This is a genomic window from Pseudomonas sp. S2_C11 (assembly GCF_054668395.1).
The window spans coordinates 3,088,832-3,105,321 of sequence record NZ_CP162765.1 but is presented as its reverse complement, the minus strand read 5'-3'; the positions used below and the strand labels follow the sequence as shown (position 1 = coordinate 3,105,321).

Below are 16,490 nucleotides of genomic sequence, written 5' to 3'. Positions count from 1 at the left end.
TTTAGTCAAGAATAGAGGAAGTAACTCATGGCTCGTGTAAAGCGTGGCGTCATTGCCCGTAAGCGTCACAAAAAAATTCTGAAACTTGCTAAAGGCTACTACGGCGCACGCTCCCGCGTATTCCGTGTTGCCAAGCAAGCGGTAATCAAGGCAGGCCAATACGCCTACCGTGACCGTCGTCAGAAAAAACGTCAGTTCCGCGCTCTGTGGATCGCTCGTATCAACGCTGGTGCTCGTGTTAACGGTCTGTCCTACAGCCGTTTCATCGCTGGCCTGAAAAAAGCGTCCATCGAGATCGACCGTAAGGTTCTGGCTGATCTGGCAGTGAACGAAAAAGCGGCGTTTGCTGCGATTGTCGAGAAAGCTAAAGCCACCTTGGCTTAAGTACCCCCGACAGTCACCCGGCCTCACCTCTGTGGGGCCAGGTGTTAAACGTCATAAATAGGGGAAGAGCCTTCAAGCTCTTCCCCTATTTTGTATCTGGAGTCTGTACATGGAAAACCTGGATGCGCTGGTCTCTCAAGCACTAGAGGCTGTGCAAAGCGCTGAAGATATCAATGCCCTGGAGCAAATCCGGGTTCAATACCTTGGCAAGAAGGGCGAATTGACTCAGGTGATGAAGACCCTGGGGAATCTGCCGGCCGAAGAGCGTCCGCAAGTCGGTGCGCTGATCAACGTTGCCAAGGAACGTGTTACAGGCGTTCTCAATGCGCGCATGGCATTGTTTGAAGAAGCCGAACTGGCTGCCAAACTGTCTGCCGAATCCATCGACGTGACGTTGCCGGGCCGTGGCCAGACCTCTGGCGGTCTGCATCCGGTCACCCGGACTCTGGAGCGTGTCGAGCAGTTCTTCACCCGCATTGGCTACGGCATCGCCGAAGGCCCTGAGGTCGAAGACGACTACCACAACTTTGAAGCGCTCAACATCCCAGGCCATCACCCGGCCCGGTCGATGCATGACACCTTCTATTTCAATGCCAACATGTTGCTGCGCACCCATACCTCGCCGGTACAGGTCCGCACCATGGAATCCAAGCAGCCGCCGATCCGCATCGTCTGCCCGGGCCGCGTCTATCGCAGCGACTCCGATATCACCCATTCGCCGATGTTCCACCAGGTCGAAGGCCTGCTGGTTGATCGCGATATCAATTTTGCCGATCTCAAAGGCACCATCGAAGAATTCCTGCGGGTGTTCTTCGAGAAAGAACTGGCCGTGCGTTTCCGTCCTTCGTATTTCCCCTTCACCGAGCCATCCGCTGAAGTCGATATGGAATGCGTGATGTGCAGCGGCAAAGGCTGCCGCGTCTGCAAGCAGACTGGCTGGCTGGAAGTGATGGGCTGCGGCATGGTTCACCCGAACGTGCTGCGCATGTCCGGCATCGATCCGGAAGAGTTCTCCGGATTTGCCTTCGGCATGGGTGTCGAGCGTCTGGCCATGCTCCGTTACGGCGTGAACGACTTGCGTCTGTTCTTCGACAACGACTTGCGGTTCCTCGCGCAATTTCGCTAGTCGTAACGAATTCTTAGGAGAGCAGGATGAAATTCAGTGAACAATGGCTGCGTGGCTGGGTAAGCCCGCAGGTAGATCGCGACGAGCTGGTTGCCCGTCTGTCGATGGCCGGTCTTGAGGTCGATAGCGTTACTCCGGCCGCCGGCGTATTCAGTGGTGTGGTGGTGGGTGAGGTGCTGAGCACCGAGCAGCATCCGGACGCCGACAAGTTGCGCGTATGCCAGGTCAGCAATGGCGCGGAAACCTTCCAGGTCGTGTGCGGAGCGCCAAACGTGCGCCCGGGCCTGAAGATTCCGTTCGCCATGATTGGCGCAGAGCTGCCGGGCGACTTCAAGATCAAGAAGGCCAAGCTGCGTGGCGTCGAGTCCAACGGCATGCTGTGCTCGCAGGCAGAGCTGCAGGTCGGTGAGGGCAACGACGGTCTGATGGAGCTGCCGGCCGATGCGCCGGTGGGCGAAGATTTCCGTGTGTATCTGGATCTGGAAGACGCCAGCATCGAGGTCGACCTGACCCCGAACCGTGGCGACTGCCTGTCCCTGGCCGGTCTGGCTCGTGAAGTCGGCGCGCTGTACGCCGTGCCGGTAACCCGTCCTGTGGTGGCTGCGGTTGCAGCGGTACACGACGAAGTCCGCTCGGTCGAGGTGCTGGCCCCGGCGGCCTGCCCACGTTACCTGGGTCGGGTCATCCGTAACGTCGACCTGTCCAAGCCAACCCCGCTGTGGATGGTTGAGCGTCTGCGTCGCGCCGACGTGCGCAGCATCGACGCTGCCGTCGATATCACCAACTACGTCATGCTCGAGCTCGGCCAACCGCTGCACGCTTTCGATCTCGCCGAAATCAATGGCGGCATTCGTGTGCGCATGGCTGAAGAGGGCGAGAAGCTGGTTCTGCTTGATGGTCAGGAAGTCAGCCTGCGCAGCGATACGCTGGTCATCGCTGACCACACTCGTGCACTGGCGATCGCCGGCGTGATGGGTGGCGAGCACAGCGGTGTTTCCGCGACCACCCGTGATGTGTTCCTCGAATCTGCGTTCTTTGATCAGATTGCGGTTGCCGGCAAGGCACGTTCTTACGGCTTGCATACCGACGCTTCGCATCGCTACGAGCGTGGCGTTGACTGGCAGCTGGCACGTGAAGCCATGGAGCGCGCCACTGGCCTGCTGCTGGAAATCACTGGCGGCGAAGCTGGTCCGATCATCGAGACCGTCAGCGAACAACATCTGCCATCGATTGCACCGATCACTTTGCGTGCTCAGCGCATCACTCAGATGCTCGGCATGGAGATGGATTCGGCACAGGTCGAGCGTCTGCTCAGTGCCTTGGGCCTGAGCATTACTGCTGACGGCGAAGGCCAATGGCGCGTTGAAGTGCCAAGCCACCGCTTCGATATCAGCCTGGAAGTCGACCTGATCGAAGAGTTGGCGCGTCTTTACGGTTACAACCGTTTGCCGGTTCGCTACCCGCAAGCGCGTCTGGCGCCGCAAGCCAAGGCCGAAGCGCGTAGTGATCTGCCTGAGCTGCGTCGTCTGCTGGTTGCTCGTGGTTATCAGGAAGCGATCACTTACAGCTTCATCGATCCGCGTCAGTTCGAACTGTTCAGTCCAGGTGTCGAGCCGCTGTTGCTGGCCAATCCGATCTCCAACGATATGGCCGCCATGCGCTCGTCGTTGTGGCCAGGTCTGGTCAAGGCGTTGCAGCACAACCTCAACCGTCAGCAGGATCGCGTGCGTCTGTTCGAGAGCGGCCTGCGCTTCGTTGGTCAGCTTGAAGGCTTGAAGCAAGAGCCGATGCTGTCCGGGGTTGTTTGCGGGAGTCGCTTGCCGGAAGGCTGGGCGCAGGGTCGGGATACTGTCGACTTCTTCGACGTGAAGGCTGACGTGGAAGCGGTGCTGGGTTTCGCCGGTGCCCTGGATTCGTTCACCTTTGCTCCGGGCAAGCACCCGGCGCTGCATCCGGGTCAGACCGCGCGCATCGAGCGTGAAGGTCGCGAAGTAGGCTTCATTGGTGCGATCCACCCAGAATTGTCGAAAGCCTTGGGGCTGGATCGTCCGGTGTTCGTCTTCGAGCTGGTTCTGGCGGAAGTGGCGCTCGGTAAAATGCCGAAATTCCACGAGTTGTCGCGCTTTCCTGAAGTGCGTCGTGACCTTGCACTGATCGCGCACAAAGACGTCGCGGCCTCGGCTGTGCTGGACGTAATCCGTGAAAATGCAGGCGAATGGCTCACAGAGCTCAGGCTGTTTGACGTGTATCAGGGTAAAGGTATTGATCCTGATAGAAAAAGCCTTGCAGTCGGCTTGACCTGGCAGCATCCATCGCGCACTCTTAATGACGAAGAGGTGAATTCGACGACGCAAAATATCCTCACCTCGCTCGAACAAAGGTTGAACGCCACGTTAAGGAAGTGACGTATGGGGGCTTTGACGAAAGCTGAGATGGCGGAACGTCTGTATGAAGAGCTGGGCCTGAACAAGCGGGAAGCCAAGGAATTGGTCGAACTGTTTTTCGAGGAAATCAGGCACGCTCTTGAAGACAACGAGCAGGTCAAATTGTCCGGTTTCGGCAATTTCGACCTTCGGGACAAACGCCAGCGGCCTGGCCGCAACCCGAAAACGGGGGAAGAAATCCCGATCACGGCTCGCCGTGTGGTCACCTTTCGTCCAGGGCAGAAGTTGAAGGCCCGAGTTGAGGCTTATGCTGGAACCAAGTCATAACGACGAACTACCCGTCATCCCGGGCAAACGCTACTTCACCATTGGTGAAGTCAGCGAGCTGTGTGCCGTAAAGCCACACGTGCTGCGCTACTGGGAGCAGGAGTTTCCTCAGCTCAACCCCGTCAAACGCCGCGGGAACCGCCGGTATTATCAGCGCCAGGACGTGCTGATGATCCGGCAGATCCGCGCGCTCCTTTACGATCAGGGTTTCACCATCGGCGGCGCACGTCTGCGCCTGTCCGGCGACGAAGCCAAAGATGACACCACACAGTACAAACAGATGATTCGGCAGATGATTGCCGAATTGGAAGATGTGCTGGTGGTACTCAAGAAATAAAAAGCTGCGTTTGAATACTTCCAGTTTTCAAAAGCTTGCGATATATTCTTGAGCGTTCTTCGAGGTGAAGAACGGGGTGCAACATCAGTCGGGGCGTAGCGCAGTCCGGTAGCGCACTAGCATGGGGTGCTAGGGGTCGAGTGTTCGAATCACTCCGTCCCGACCATATTTTTCAATGACTTAGGCCAATGTTCACAGCATTGGCCTTTTTCATGTGTGTGAGATTTGCGGGGCTACTCGATCACGCCTGCGACTCGCACCAAGTGTTTGGATTTGTAAGAAAGTCCGCTCGTCGAGCAAATAGCACTCTCTGTGCGCCGATCTTCTCTTACTTATTAAGCGCAGCCCCTGCGCCACTGACGGGAGAGAATGATGATCGACGACAACAACGGCCCTGAAGCGCCATATCCGGGACCAGACGAACAAACCCCTGATTCTGGCGAGGGTCATGATTCCGGCCTGGAGCAGGCTGATTCTGAGCCGAAGCAGGGCACCGACGAACGACCAGAGGACTGGAATCCGCCACCCGGCAATCCTGGCTCTGATCAGGACGCTCAGACGGGCCGAGATAATGGCGGCGCTAAGTAAGCCCGATCAATTGTAATAGTTCACGAGACCCGGCCATCGCGCCGGGTTTTTATTGCCGCCCAACCCTCTATCGACATCCCCGGGCGCAGACGGTTATTTGGGCTTGGGAGGGCGAAGCTGAGCGGCGCCGGCGGCTGGACGCTTCGATCCAGGCGCCGGCAACAAGCATGTTCACTCAACGATGCAGATCCAGCGATGGTTGTATCGATAGGGTGCGCGGGTGAAATGGACGTCTGAGACCATTTTCATGCCTCGCTCTTGGAGCGCTTCGGTCAGTTGTACGAGTGTCTCTGCCTGGATAGTCATTGCTGTCACCTCGTCAGATTTACTGCGTTCATAATTCTTGACCGAGAGATCAGGCGGCTAATTCATTTTTTCTACAGTCATCATTGAAGCAGTGTGATCAAGAGCGCTGTGCTTCACTTCGTGTCCACTAACTTGCCCCATTCAAGTCCGAACCGCGCCAGGTACTTCCTCAAGCGATCGGCATCATTGGGTTGCGCCTTGGCCTGCCGGGAAACACCGAACAGCTGTCGGCCGGCATCGGACAGGCTGTCCGCCTGCCGGCATACCTCTATAACCGCCTTCAGCTGTAAGCGATCGAACAGGTCCATGCTATCGCTATCTCCCGGCAACTCAGTTGATACAGCAGTGGGTTGCGCCAACCCCCACGCATATCGCAATCGATCGATCTCATCGTCTACCTGCGCTTCATCGATGCGCCCGCTATCGGCCAGAGTCGCCATCCGTGTAATCGATGCGGAGAGTTCGCGAAAGTTACCCAGCCACGCTGCTTCACGTGAGCTGGCGAAGGCCAGGTAGCGTCGGCGTGCTTCGAGATTGAAACGCGCGCGTTGCCCATGTTCGCGCGCGTGGCGTTCCAGTTCGAAATCGATGTTTGGCTCGATGTCCTCGCGGCGGCCGGCGAGGCCGGGCAGGTCGAATGTCCAGAGGTTGATCCTTGCGTACAGGTCCTCGCGAAAAAGGCCTTCGGCGACGCGGCTGCGCAGGTCGCGGTGGGTGCCGGCGATTATCAGAAAATCACTCTCGACTTCCTTGTCCGAGCCCAGCGGGAAGAAGCGTTTCTCTTCGATTGCCTTTAACAGCATCGCTTGTTCGTCCGCGCCGAGCTCACCGATTTCATCGAGAAACAGCATGCCGCCGTTTGCGGCGCGCAGCAGGCCATCGCGAGCGTTTTGCGCTCCGGTGAATGCGCCTTTGACGTGACCGAACAAGGCCGACATCGCGCCGTCGCCACGCAAGGTTGCACAGTTGACTTCGACAAAGCGTCCCTGCATTTGATGACGGTTACGTTTGAGTTCGTAGATGCGCCGCGCCAGGAAGGATTTGCCGGCGCCGGTCGGGCCGATCAGCAGCATGGGCGCTTTTGAGCGTAGGGCTACGCGCTCGATTTGTTCAATGGAGCGGTTGAAGGCCGGGTTGCGTGTAGCGATGCCGGACTTGAGAAATTCCAGGCCTTCGAGGCGTTTGCTGGCGAAACGTGAGGCAATGCGATCATAGCGCGACAGATCGAGATCGATCAGCGCGTGAGTGCCGCAGGCGGGCTCGTTCTCGTTCTTGCGCTTGGCGGGGGAGGTCTGGATCAGCCGGGCTGGCAGATAGCGCGCCTCGGTCAGCAGGAACCAGCAGATCTGTGCGACGTGGGTGCCGGTGGTGATGTGGACGAGGTAATCCTCGTGCTCGGTGTCAAAATTGTACGCAGTGGTGAAGTCGTGCAGGGCGCCGTACACCTCCTCGAAGTCCCAAGGGTTGCGCAGCGACATTGGATGCAGGCGCACTTCGGTGCTTGGAGAAATCTGCTGGATGTCCACTCGAACGCGCTCGGCGAGGCTGACGTCGCGCGCGTCGAGGCCGTGAATCAATTCAAGTCGGTGGATAGGGAGGTCTGTTTGTTGGCACAGGCCTACGCTTGGTCGCCAATAATTCCAACGGCTGGCACCTTTGCCGACACGATCCAGGGTGGCTCCGATAAATCCGATGGCGACCGTGCGTTTGTTGGGCATGCTTATCTCATAAGATAAATGACGATATGCAATGATAATTTTGCTGGTCTGATTTGTCTTCCATAGATTATCGAGACGCGTCGCATCAGAGATAAAAGCTATTAAAATCAGAAACATAGCAGAAAAAACCATAGCCGCATCCAAAGCTGGCACAGCGGCTGCAATGCTGGTGGAAACGAACATGGACACCAAGATATGAAAGACCAAACCTACCAGCTTCTCGAAGTCGCCGACGGCAAGCCCATCAAACTCTGGACCGAAGGCGTTCCGGTAGAAAATGAAGCCCGCGCGCAATTGATGAACACTGCGAAAATGCCCTTCATCTTCAAGCATCTGGCGGTGATGCCGGATGTGCACCTGGGCAAGGGGTCAACCATCGGCAGCGTTATTCCAACGGTCGGCGCGATCATTCCCGCAGCAGTGGGCGTCGACATCGGTTGTGGAATGATCGCTGCCCGTACATCGCTGATGGCTTCGGATCTGCCGGACAACCTCCACGGACTGCGTAGCGCCATCGAGCAAGCGGTGCCACATGGCCGCAGTTCGAATCGTTCGCGGCGAGACAAAGGCGCCTGGGACGAGATTCCTCAGCAAGCCGATCAGGCCTGGGCGGGGTTGCAGCCGCGCTTCAAACTGATCACCGACAAGTATCCGAAACTGGCCAACACCAACAACCGTGGGCACTTGGGGACGCTCGGCAGTGGCAACCACTTCGTCGAAGTGTGCCTGGATGAAGCCAACCGGGTGTGGTTCATGCTGCACAGCGGTTCGCGTGGCGTCGGCAACGCTATCGGCAACCTGTTCATCCAGATGGCCCAAGCCGATATGCGTCAGCACATTGCCAACCTGCCGGACCGTGACCTGGCCTATTTCGAAGAAGGCAGCCAGCACTTTGATGATTACGTGGAAGCAGTGGGGTGGGCGCAGGACTTCGCCAGACAGAACCGCGAACTGATGATGCGCGCGGTGGTTCAGGCCACGCGGCAGATCATCCGCAAGCCGTTCGAAGTGGCGCTGGAGGCGGTCAACTGCCACCACAATTACGTGCAGAAGGAACGGCATTTCGGTGAAGACGTGCTGATTACCCGCAAAGGCGCGGTGTCAGCGAAGAAGGGCGAGCTGGGGATTATTCCGGGCTCGATGGGCGCCAAGAGCTTTATCGTTCGCGGTCTGGGCAACGCAGAGTCGTTCAGTTCCTGCAGCCACGGCGCCGGCCGCACCATGAGCCGAACCAAGGCCAAGAATACCTTCACCGTTGCCGATCAGATCCGCGCCACCGCCCATGTGGAGTGCCGCAAGGACGAAGCGGTGATTGACGAAATTCCGATGGCCTACAAGGACATCGATAAAGTCATGCACGCCCAGCGTGAGCTGGTGGAAGTGCTGCACACCCTGCGTCAGGTGGTGTGCGTCAAAGGCTAAGGAACTACCGCGCTGGCGAGAATTCTGCGTCGGCAGTGCGCTGGTTCATCGCGGCTGAGCTGAAGCGCGAATTATCAATATTGATCGTAACTCAGGAAGACCCACGACGGTTTAACGGTACCTCAGAGACACCGTCGGGCTATACGCGTAAGGATTTGCAATGAAAGAGATAATCGAACTGGACGGCGCCATCGGTGGCGGCCAGGTGTTGCGCAGTGCGCTGAGCCTGTCGATGGTGACAGGCCGGGCGTTTCGCATTAAACAGATTCGCGCCAGACGCAGTCGTCCGGGATTGCTGCGTCAGCACCTGACAGCCGTGATGGCGGCGGGCGAGATTTGTGGTGCACAGATATCTGGTGCGCATCTGGGGTCGCAAGGCCTGAGCTTCGAACCGGGCGAAATTCGCGGCGGCGACTTTCAGTTCGCCATCGGCACGGCCGGCAGCTGCACGCTGGTGCTGCAGACGTTGCTGCCAGCCTTGTTGCGGGCATCGAAGGCCAGTCGGGTGACGATCTCCGGTGGCACGCATAATCCGCTGGCACCGCCGACGGATTTCCTGTCGCGCAGTTGGTTGCCGCTGCTGCGGCGCATGGGCGGCGATGTCGAGTTGGAGTTGCTGCGTCATGGTTTCGTACCGGTTGGCGGTGGCGAAATTGCGGTGAAGGTGCAGCCCTCGCGCCTCACGCGCCTGGACCTGTGTGAGCGCGGCGGGGCAGTCTCACGACGCGCATTGGCGTTGACCGCAGGTCTCGCACCCACTGTCGCTCAGCGAGAGCTGAGTCAGGTGGCCAAGCGTTTGAACTGGCCAGTGGAGGTGCTGCAACCTGTGGCGCTTGACCCGGCACGCGGCCCGGGCAATGTGTTATTGCTGGAGTATGTTTTCGAGCATGTCACTGAGGTGTTCAGCGCATTTGGCCAAGTGTCGTTACGCGCCGAGAAGGTGGCCGATGCCGCAATCAATCAGGCCGTCGACTGGTTGTGCAGTAATGCTGCTGTCGCTGAGCATCTGGCCGATCAGTTGCTGTTGCCGATGGCGCTGGCCGGTGGCGGATCGTTCACCACGCCGCGCATGACTGATCATCTGCGCAGCAACATCGAAGTCATTCACCTGTTTTTGCCGGTCCGTATCGATTGCCGAGAGGAGGGCGGCGATCGCTTGCGGGTAGACGTTTTCCAAACCGATTAACAGCGGCCGGCAACCGGAAAGCAGTTGCACAACCTCATCGCAGGTGAGGCTAGCCTTCAGCCATTAGCACATCCGACCTAATTGCCCCCGGTCTGGCTCGACCTTAAAGTCCTTTCGCTTGGCAGGTTATTGCCAGTATTTCTCCGGTATGAAAATCAAAAAGGTCGATCTGCAATGAACTCATCAAGGACTATCCCGGTTCTCGCTTTATTCGCAACAATGGCGCTCGCAGTTACTGGATGCCAGACCGTCAAACCGGGAGAGAGTGATCTCAAGAATCGCGCACAGACCACCATCGGTAAACCCGTAATCAAGGTTTCAAATATCCGCAGCGACTTCAATACAACCTTCTACACCGCGCAAACCGAAAGTGGCGAATATACGTGCGAACTGCCGAGCGGCCCGATGGTTGCCCTGGGTTCCATGGGCATGGGACTGGGCGCTCAGTGCACCAAGCAATGACTAATCAGTCCTTTCGAAGCTGAAATAAAAAGGCCAATGTCGATGACATTGGCCTTTTTCTTTAACGAATGCTCGGCGCAGATCAGCTGGTTTTCGAGTTCAGCTTGCGCAGTTCTTCGTAGGTCGCCGATTGCACGAACCAGAAGCCAGAGACGATGCACCAGCCCAGGGTGCCGCCTACAAACATGCCGAGACCCGAAAGAAAGCTCTGGCTCATCATGAAGAGGGAAACGATCAGGATGACCGCCAGTGCGATGTAGAGAACGATGTTGTTGACGCCGATGACGAAATCTTTCATTTGCATTCCTTGGATGTATTTTCCTCTGGCCACCTTCTATGGTGGCCAGTGCGCGCATCATATTGATATCACCGTGGATTGCGCTAGTTCGGCGTCGGTATTTCGTTATGAATAGCAAAGTCCGTGGTTACTGAGCGGGTTTTTTCTCAAGATCTTCAGAGTCGCTCGACGTCGCCGCATCCTTCTCCGTCTCGTGCGGTTCTGAGCCCGCATTGGCGCCTGAAGACTCTTCACCTTTCTTGTTGGCCTTCTCATCATGGTCACTAGAGCTTTGTGCATGATTGACACCGGGCAGGGCGGTGGCGGGGGTGGCAGCGCCCGCTGTCGTTTCGGCTGCCCAAGCGTGGAGCGGGCCAATCAAGCACAGACTGAAAAACGACATTGCGAAGATTTTCTTGTTCATCACGTGGGCCTTCTACGCGGTGGTATGTACTGCTTTGGATAAGCCTGTCTGCCAAAGGTGCGCAGTACTGGACGAGCGGCGAAGCCTGATTGTATTCAGCCGGATCAAAAATCTCGCGACAGCAGGCAAATTGCTGGCCCCCATAGGTGTTTCGCACCGGCAAAATCGCCTTTTTTCAAAAGGTTAGGTTGGCTACATGCGCACGATTGTCATCACCGTTGTGACGCTCTCCCTGGCTTTGATCGCCTCGGGAGTGCAGGCAAAAGAGTTGAGCAAGGGCCATCGCTTTGCCTGCACCTGGGGCTCGGATATTGCTGCCGGTGCGCAGCGATCAAAACTGTCCGGGGTTTCGCTGTATGGCGCGCGCAAGCAATTGCAGGTTCGCCGATTCCAGCAACCCTGGATGCGCATGACAGCGATGGGGATTACCGAGCAGACCTACAACAGCAGTTCGAAGCTCAAACCGGCAGCGGTCAAGCAGACCTATTACGAACAATGCGTACGCCATGAGTTGGCTCGGCGCTGATGCCGGTTTCTCAGGACTGATTTACACAGCTCAGGAATCGCGAGAGCCCTTGGCCACTGCCGGCCCGGCAACCCGCGGCGCCGCTTTGGTCTGCATCAGTGCATCCAGAGCCTTGCGATAGCCCTGGCCGCCAAGCGCCATGCTGTTGTTGTGCGTCGCGCCGGGCACGAGCAGCAGGCGTTTGGGCTGCTCTGCGGCATTGAATAGCTGCTCGCTGAAGCGCGGCGGCACGAAGGCATCAGCCAGGCCATGCACCACCAGCAGTGGCATGTGAATGTCGGCGATCTTGTCGATGGAATCGAATTTCTGCGACAGGAGCCAACGCACAGGAAGCGAGGTGTTGGCCACGGCGGCAGCTATGTCGGCGAGAGAAGTGAAGGTAGATTCGATGACCAGACCGCGAACCGGCAGAGGTGTGTTGTTGCGCGCCGCGTTCTGTCCGAGCTCGGCCGCCAGATCAATCGCCACCGCACCGCCGAGAGAGTGGCCGTAGATCAGGCGCTTGTTCGGGTCCGGTTGCAGCAGCTGGAAGCGCTCCCAGGCCACGCGGGCATCTTCATAAACGCTGCTTTCGGATGGTAGATCACCCTTGCTTTGGCCGAACCCGCGATAATCGATGGCCAGCACCGAATAGCCCGCCGCGCGTAGTTGTTCTATGCGGAATAACTGTCCGGTGAGGTTCCAGCGCACACCATGCAAGTAAAGGATTGCCGGGGCATTGGCACGTTCCGCCGGCCACCACCAGGCATGGATGTTCTGCCCGGCCTTGAAACTCTTCGGTTGCAGATCGAGTTCCTGAACGCTGCCGGGCAGACCGCGATACCAGCCGGCGGTGCCCGGCTCGATGCGAAACAACAGTTTGCGCTCGGTGTGTTCCAGCACCGCACAACTCGTCGGCACGCCAATGATCAGCGCGGCCATCATGGCGAACGCCAAGCGGCGGCGTCGCAGACGGGTCAGGAAGGACAGGAACATTAATCGTTTCACCACAGCGCAGACAAAGAACGCTTTTTACCAGATGCCTCGGTCTGCGCGTGACTGTTTTTCGACCACCGTGCACGCCCAACGATTACAAGATGCTGCAATCGATCACGCCACCTGCAGCACAATCTTGCCGATATGATCGCCGCCCTCCATGCGGGCATGGGCCTGAGCCGCGTCAGCCAGCGGGTAAACCTTGTCGATGATCGGCAGGCAGCGCCCGGCGCTGAGGGCAGGCCAAACGTGTTCTTGCAGTTGATCGGCGATGGCGGCTTTTTCCGTAGCCGTACGCGCGCGCAGCAGCGAACCGGTGACCACTGCGCGTTTGCCGAGGATCGCCAGCAGATCGATGTCGTTGGCGCGGGCGCCGCCGAGAAAACCGAGCATCACCAGTCGGCCATCCATTGCCAGTGCGCTGATGTTGCCGTTCAGATACGAGCCACCCATGATGTCGAGAATCACGTTCACGCCTTGATCTGCGGTTTTCTGGGCAATGACCTCGGCGAAATCTTCCTCACGATAGTTGATCGGTTGCCCGCCAAGCTGACGGATCGCGTCGCATTTTTCAGCACTGCCTGCGGTAGCAAACGCCTCGATGCCAAATTCACGACAGAGCATCAGCGCGGTGGTACCGATACCGCTGGTGCCACCGTGAATCAACACGCGCTGCCCGGCCTTGGCGGCGCCGAGGCCGAAAAGGTTGGCCCAGACGGTGAAAAAGGTTTCTGGAACTGCGGCGGCCTGGACCCAATCGACTCCATCCGGCACAGGCAAAGTCTGGCCGGCCGGAACCGCGCAATACTCGGCGTAGCCACCGCCATTGGTCAGTGCGCACACACGATCGCCCACAGCGAACCGCGTAACTCCGGGACCCAGTGCAACCACTTCGCCAGCCACTTCCAGACCGGGGATCGGGTCCATGCCGGGCTTCATCGGGTACTTGCCGGCGCGCTGCAAGGCGTCCGGACGATTGATTCCCGCGGCGTGAACACGGATCAGCACTTGGCCCTCGGAAGCAGTGGGCAGAGATACGCGCCTGGCTTGCAATACTTCAGGGCCGCCGGGTTGGGTGATTTCGATACGGGTCATTTCTTTAGGCAGTGACATGTCTATTCCTGTGGAGAAGGTCGTGTAGATGGGAGCGCAGACAGGGTGCAATGATTCCCCTCAGTTCGCCGCGCAGCGCGTTTCATTAGCAGAGGGCAGCCAGCGCATGGCTAGCTCCAGCAGTAGAGCCACGACGATTGCGCCAGCGGCGATCACAAACAGCAGCGTGTGCTGGCCGCCCGAGGCATTGAACAATGCCGAATAGGCAAACCCGGCCAGCGCCTGAAAGGTTGCGAATGACACAGTGGCACGGCTCCAGGCGATCTGCTGACGGTGATGCGACGGCACCAGCTCATGCACGCGGGCCAAAGCCAGAGGCACGATGCCCGGCGGGAACGAGCCGAGAATCACCGCCAGTAAAGCCAGCGCCAGAAACGCATGGGAGACGGCGAGCAAACCGAGGGCAATGGCTTGAACTACCAGCACCACGCGAATGCCAGTGCGTGCACCAAGCTGGTCGGCCAGAAAACCGTACGTCACCGGCCCGACAATCGCTCCCAGGCCATACATCACCCAGACCATTGCGCCGATATGCGCCCCGGCGCCCAGTCCGCGAGCCACGTAATCCACCAGAAACACCATGGCAGGCACCAGCCCGGCGGCCATGAACGCGTATTGAGCAAACAACAGGTAGACGCCCGGCGGTGTCGGCTCATCAGCCGACGTTGCGTGCGCAGCCACAGGGTGCGCGGTATCCGCAGGCCAGCCGAACCAGCTCACCGCGGTCAGCAACAACGCCAGCGCGCCCAGTCCCAGCCAGGTCGCTTGCAAGCCGAGGCTCAGCAGCGGCGGCACGATGGTCCCGGAGCCGGCGATTCCGAGGCCGATGCCCAGGAAGATTGCGCCACTGGCCAGACCTCTGCGCGCCACCGGAACGTGAGGCAGCACGGTTGCCGCCACCAGCACCATGATCGCGCCACCGGCAATGCCGGACAGCAAACGCCAGCCGAAGAACCAGCTCACCGAGAGCGGATAAGCACAGGCAAAAAATGCTCCCGTGACCGCGAGCATCATCAGGCGCAGGGCGTTGCGGTTACCCAGTCGATGGGCCATGGGCCGACCGAGCAGGGCGCCGATCAAGTAGCCAACCAGATTGGCCGCGCCGAGATAGACGACATCATTGGCGGAAAACCACTGTGCCTGAATCAGCGAAGGGATCAGCGGCGTGTAGGCGAAACGCGCCAGGCCAATGCTGACCAGGCTGGCGCAAAGCCCGGCGAAGATCGGCAGCCAGATGCCGGAGGAATTTGCAGTACGCATGATAGCGATCTCACAAGAGGTGTATGGCGCTCAGCTTATCGGCTATCCTGGCTGCGCATATGCAGCGATTAAGCGGCAGAGTGATGCAAAAATGCTTCGATGAGGATCAGCATGAATTGGGATGATGCGCGGGTTTTTCTGGCGGTCTGTCGCGAGTCCACCTTGCGCGGTGCTGCACGGGTTCTGGGCGTGGACCAGGCCACTGTCGGGCGGCGTATTACCGCGCTGGAAAAGTCTTTGAGCGCGACGCTGTTCCTGCGTACCTCCGATGGCTACGCGCTGACCAGTGTTGGTGAAGCGGCGCGTAAAAGTGTGGAAAAAATGGAGCATTCGGCACTGGAACTGGAGCGGCACATCCACGGGCTGGACGATCGTCTGACCGGTAACGTACGGGTCAGTACCACCGACTCGATGGCCATCGACTTCATCATCCCGGCGATGGCGCGCCTGCATGACCAGCACCCCGACGTGCAGATCCAGTTGGATGCGTCGACGCAAATCCTCAGTCTGGCCAAGCGCGAAGCCGATATCGCAGTGCGCAATACTCGGCCGGATAACCCGGATCTCATCGCTCGGCGAATCGCCCGTTGGCCTGTAGGACTTTTCGCAGCACAGGCCTATGTCGAGCGCCATGGAGAACCGCAGCCCGGCAACGCTTTCGAGGGCCATGATCTGGTGGTGTATCAGCCGTACTTACAGAGCAAAAAAGACCTCACGCTGGTCTCTGAACCGTTGACCCGCGGACGCATCGTCGCCACGCTCAGCTCCAGCCTTTTGGTGCGTCGAGCCCTTGCCGCAGGCCTCGGGATAGGCGAGATACCGGTATACATGGGCGAACGCGATGGCCTCGTCAGACTTTGGCCGGAGCGGACCCGGCCGCTGCCGTATGAAGTGTGGCTGGTCACCCACGCCGACCTGCGTCACACCGCGCGGGTACGGGCGGTCATCGAGCAGATCGTTGAGGCTTTTGCGCTGGAAAACGAATAAGTGGTTCAGGGTTTTGCCGAGGCTACAACTGCTGACGAAACAGCCTACGTCCGAGACAGAATGGGCCGGCTTGTTGTAGTCCGTGATGAGTTCTATTGTCACTGCAGCTCGATGCAGACCTCAGTGACGCATCGAAACGAAGAGCCAGGGAAGGCCGCGTAGCCGCAGAAAGGTGTCGAATTGAAAATCAGGGAAGTGAATCAATATGCAGTCACGGACAGATCGGACGCGGGGCGGGACAGGCAAATCATGAGCAGCATAAGTCGCGAAGAATTCGATGCCAGGATAGAAACCATCGAGACGAGGATGGATGGCCGCGTGGCAGAAATGCGCGCCGACATTCGCGGGTTCCTGGCTGCTCAGGCAGAGCGGGACAAGGTCTATGTTGAACGGGACAAGGCCCTGCAGGAACGGGACAAGCGTTATGACCTGATGTGGATGGGCGTGCAGAAAATCGCCGACGAATCGCGGGAAGCGATCAGACAGGCATCGACGGTAAAGGCCAATTACTGGGCTGCCACCACTGTGCATTTCCTCGGCGTGGCTTCCTTGCTGGTTGGCGCACATTTTGCCAATCAGGCGGCGGTGTTGACCACGATACAAACCACGCTGGCAGCGATTCAGATTGGCAAAGAGGTATCGTCACCCAAACCTGTCGTACAACCCTCAGCAGTGCCGCCGCAATAAG

Annotated in this window: 18 protein-coding genes and 1 tRNA gene; 13 read left to right on the top strand and 6 right to left on the bottom strand. The window is 58.6% G+C overall.

All coding sequences use genetic code 11. From position 1 onward, the window contains the following. The first annotated feature begins 27 nt into the window (after positions 1 to 27). The 7 genes from rplT to AB4N48_RS13965 all read left to right on the top strand — a co-directional run bounded on the left by rplT (position 28) and on the right by AB4N48_RS13965 (position 5,146). Positions 28 to 384 carry a 50S ribosomal protein L20 gene (rplT, locus tag AB4N48_RS13995; protein ID WP_002553161.1) on the top strand — a complete coding sequence of 119 codons (357 nt, stop codon included), beginning with the start codon at positions 28 to 30 and terminating at the stop codon, positions 382 to 384. Positions 385 to 493: 109 nt separating this feature from the next. After that, entirely contained in the window at positions 494 to 1,510 is a 1,017-nt protein-coding gene (pheS, locus tag AB4N48_RS13990) for a phenylalanine--tRNA ligase subunit alpha (RefSeq protein ID WP_003226365.1), read from the top strand. Between the two features lie 26 nt (positions 1,511 to 1,536). After that, positions 1,537 to 3,915, top strand: coding sequence for a phenylalanine--tRNA ligase subunit beta (gene pheT, locus AB4N48_RS13985; RefSeq protein WP_460093677.1), 2,379 nt, complete (start codon positions 1,537 to 1,539; stop codon positions 3,913 to 3,915). Positions 3,916 to 3,918: 3 nt separating this feature from the next. Next, on the top strand, positions 3,919 to 4,221 hold the full coding sequence (gene ihfA / locus AB4N48_RS13980; RefSeq protein ID WP_002553164.1) for an integration host factor subunit alpha: 303 nt from the start codon (positions 3,919 to 3,921) through the stop codon (positions 4,219 to 4,221). Then, complete coding sequence (locus AB4N48_RS13975) at positions 4,202 to 4,558, top strand: MerR family transcriptional regulator (RefSeq protein ID WP_003179985.1); 357 nt, start codon at positions 4,202 to 4,204, stop codon at positions 4,556 to 4,558. The genes ihfA and AB4N48_RS13975 overlap by 20 nt, the downstream gene beginning before the upstream one ends. Before the next feature lie 89 nt (positions 4,559 to 4,647). After that, positions 4,648 to 4,724: transfer RNA gene (locus AB4N48_RS13970), tRNA-Pro, on the top strand. A gap of 206 nt (positions 4,725 to 4,930) precedes the next feature. Continuing rightward, the gene (locus AB4N48_RS13965) at positions 4,931 to 5,146 is read left to right on the top strand and encodes a hypothetical protein (RefSeq protein WP_076567342.1); all 216 of its coding nucleotides are present in this window, start codon (positions 4,931 to 4,933) and stop codon (positions 5,144 to 5,146) included. A 419-nt stretch (positions 5,147 to 5,565) separates the two neighbouring features. Here the strand turns inward: AB4N48_RS13965 and rtcR are convergent, their stop codons facing one another. Next, positions 5,566 to 7,170 (bottom strand): RNA repair transcriptional activator RtcR, encoded by a 1,605-nt coding sequence (gene rtcR / locus AB4N48_RS13960; protein WP_423662878.1) that lies wholly within the window; start codon positions 7,168 to 7,170, stop codon positions 5,566 to 5,568. A 195-nt stretch (positions 7,171 to 7,365) separates the two neighbouring features. Between rtcR and AB4N48_RS13955 the strand changes: the two genes are divergently transcribed. From AB4N48_RS13955 to AB4N48_RS13945, 3 genes are all read left to right on the top strand, one after another. After that, positions 7,366 to 8,592, top strand: coding sequence for an RtcB family protein (locus AB4N48_RS13955; protein WP_460093675.1), 1,227 nt, complete (start codon positions 7,366 to 7,368; stop codon positions 8,590 to 8,592). A 160-nt stretch (positions 8,593 to 8,752) separates the two neighbouring features. Continuing rightward, positions 8,753 to 9,778, top strand: coding sequence for an RNA 3'-terminal phosphate cyclase (gene rtcA / locus AB4N48_RS13950; RefSeq protein ID WP_353187866.1), 1,026 nt, complete (start codon positions 8,753 to 8,755; stop codon positions 9,776 to 9,778). A 174-nt stretch (positions 9,779 to 9,952) separates the two neighbouring features. Continuing rightward, positions 9,953 to 10,240, top strand: a complete 288-nt coding sequence (locus AB4N48_RS13945) for a hypothetical protein (protein ID WP_041478565.1) — start codon at positions 9,953 to 9,955, stop codon at positions 10,238 to 10,240. 82 nt (positions 10,241 to 10,322) lie between these two features. Here AB4N48_RS13945 and AB4N48_RS13940 read toward each other — a convergent pair whose 3' ends face one another. Next, positions 10,323 to 10,538: a hypothetical protein gene (locus tag AB4N48_RS13940; RefSeq protein WP_041478566.1), complete on the bottom strand. Its 216-nt coding sequence runs from the start codon at positions 10,536 to 10,538 to the stop codon at positions 10,323 to 10,325. A 127-nt stretch (positions 10,539 to 10,665) separates the two neighbouring features. After that, the gene (locus tag AB4N48_RS13935) at positions 10,666 to 10,941 is read right to left on the bottom strand and encodes a hypothetical protein (protein ID WP_041478567.1); all 276 of its coding nucleotides are present in this window, start codon (positions 10,939 to 10,941) and stop codon (positions 10,666 to 10,668) included. Between the two features lie 196 nt (positions 10,942 to 11,137). Between AB4N48_RS13935 and AB4N48_RS13930 the strand changes: the two genes are divergently transcribed. Further along, positions 11,138 to 11,467 (top strand): hypothetical protein, encoded by a 330-nt coding sequence (locus tag AB4N48_RS13930; RefSeq protein WP_041478568.1) that lies wholly within the window; start codon positions 11,138 to 11,140, stop codon positions 11,465 to 11,467. A gap of 30 nt (positions 11,468 to 11,497) precedes the next feature. Here the strand turns inward: AB4N48_RS13930 and AB4N48_RS13925 are convergent, their stop codons facing one another. The 3 genes from AB4N48_RS13925 to AB4N48_RS13915 all read right to left on the bottom strand — a co-directional run bounded on the left by AB4N48_RS13925 (position 11,498) and on the right by AB4N48_RS13915 (position 14,815). Continuing rightward, the gene (locus AB4N48_RS13925; protein WP_460093674.1) at positions 11,498 to 12,442 is read right to left on the bottom strand and encodes an alpha/beta hydrolase; all 945 of its coding nucleotides are present in this window, start codon (positions 12,440 to 12,442) and stop codon (positions 11,498 to 11,500) included. 114 nt (positions 12,443 to 12,556) lie between these two features. After that, positions 12,557 to 13,555, bottom strand: coding sequence for an NAD(P)H-quinone oxidoreductase (locus AB4N48_RS13920; RefSeq protein WP_460093672.1), 999 nt, complete (start codon positions 13,553 to 13,555; stop codon positions 12,557 to 12,559). A 60-nt stretch (positions 13,556 to 13,615) separates the two neighbouring features. Beyond that, the gene (locus AB4N48_RS13915) at positions 13,616 to 14,815 is read right to left on the bottom strand and encodes a YbfB/YjiJ family MFS transporter (RefSeq protein WP_252887659.1); all 1,200 of its coding nucleotides are present in this window, start codon (positions 14,813 to 14,815) and stop codon (positions 13,616 to 13,618) included. Positions 14,816 to 14,926: 111 nt separating this feature from the next. On the opposite strand from AB4N48_RS13915, the gene AB4N48_RS13910 reads away from it, so the two are divergent. Then, positions 14,927 to 15,802, top strand: a complete 876-nt coding sequence (locus tag AB4N48_RS13910; RefSeq protein ID WP_056784468.1) for a LysR family transcriptional regulator — start codon at positions 14,927 to 14,929, stop codon at positions 15,800 to 15,802. A gap of 180 nt (positions 15,803 to 15,982) precedes the next feature. Continuing rightward, on the top strand, positions 15,983 to 16,489 hold the full coding sequence (locus tag AB4N48_RS13905) for a hypothetical protein (RefSeq protein ID WP_460093671.1): 507 nt from the start codon (positions 15,983 to 15,985) through the stop codon (positions 16,487 to 16,489). Position 16,490: the final 1 nt, after the last annotated feature.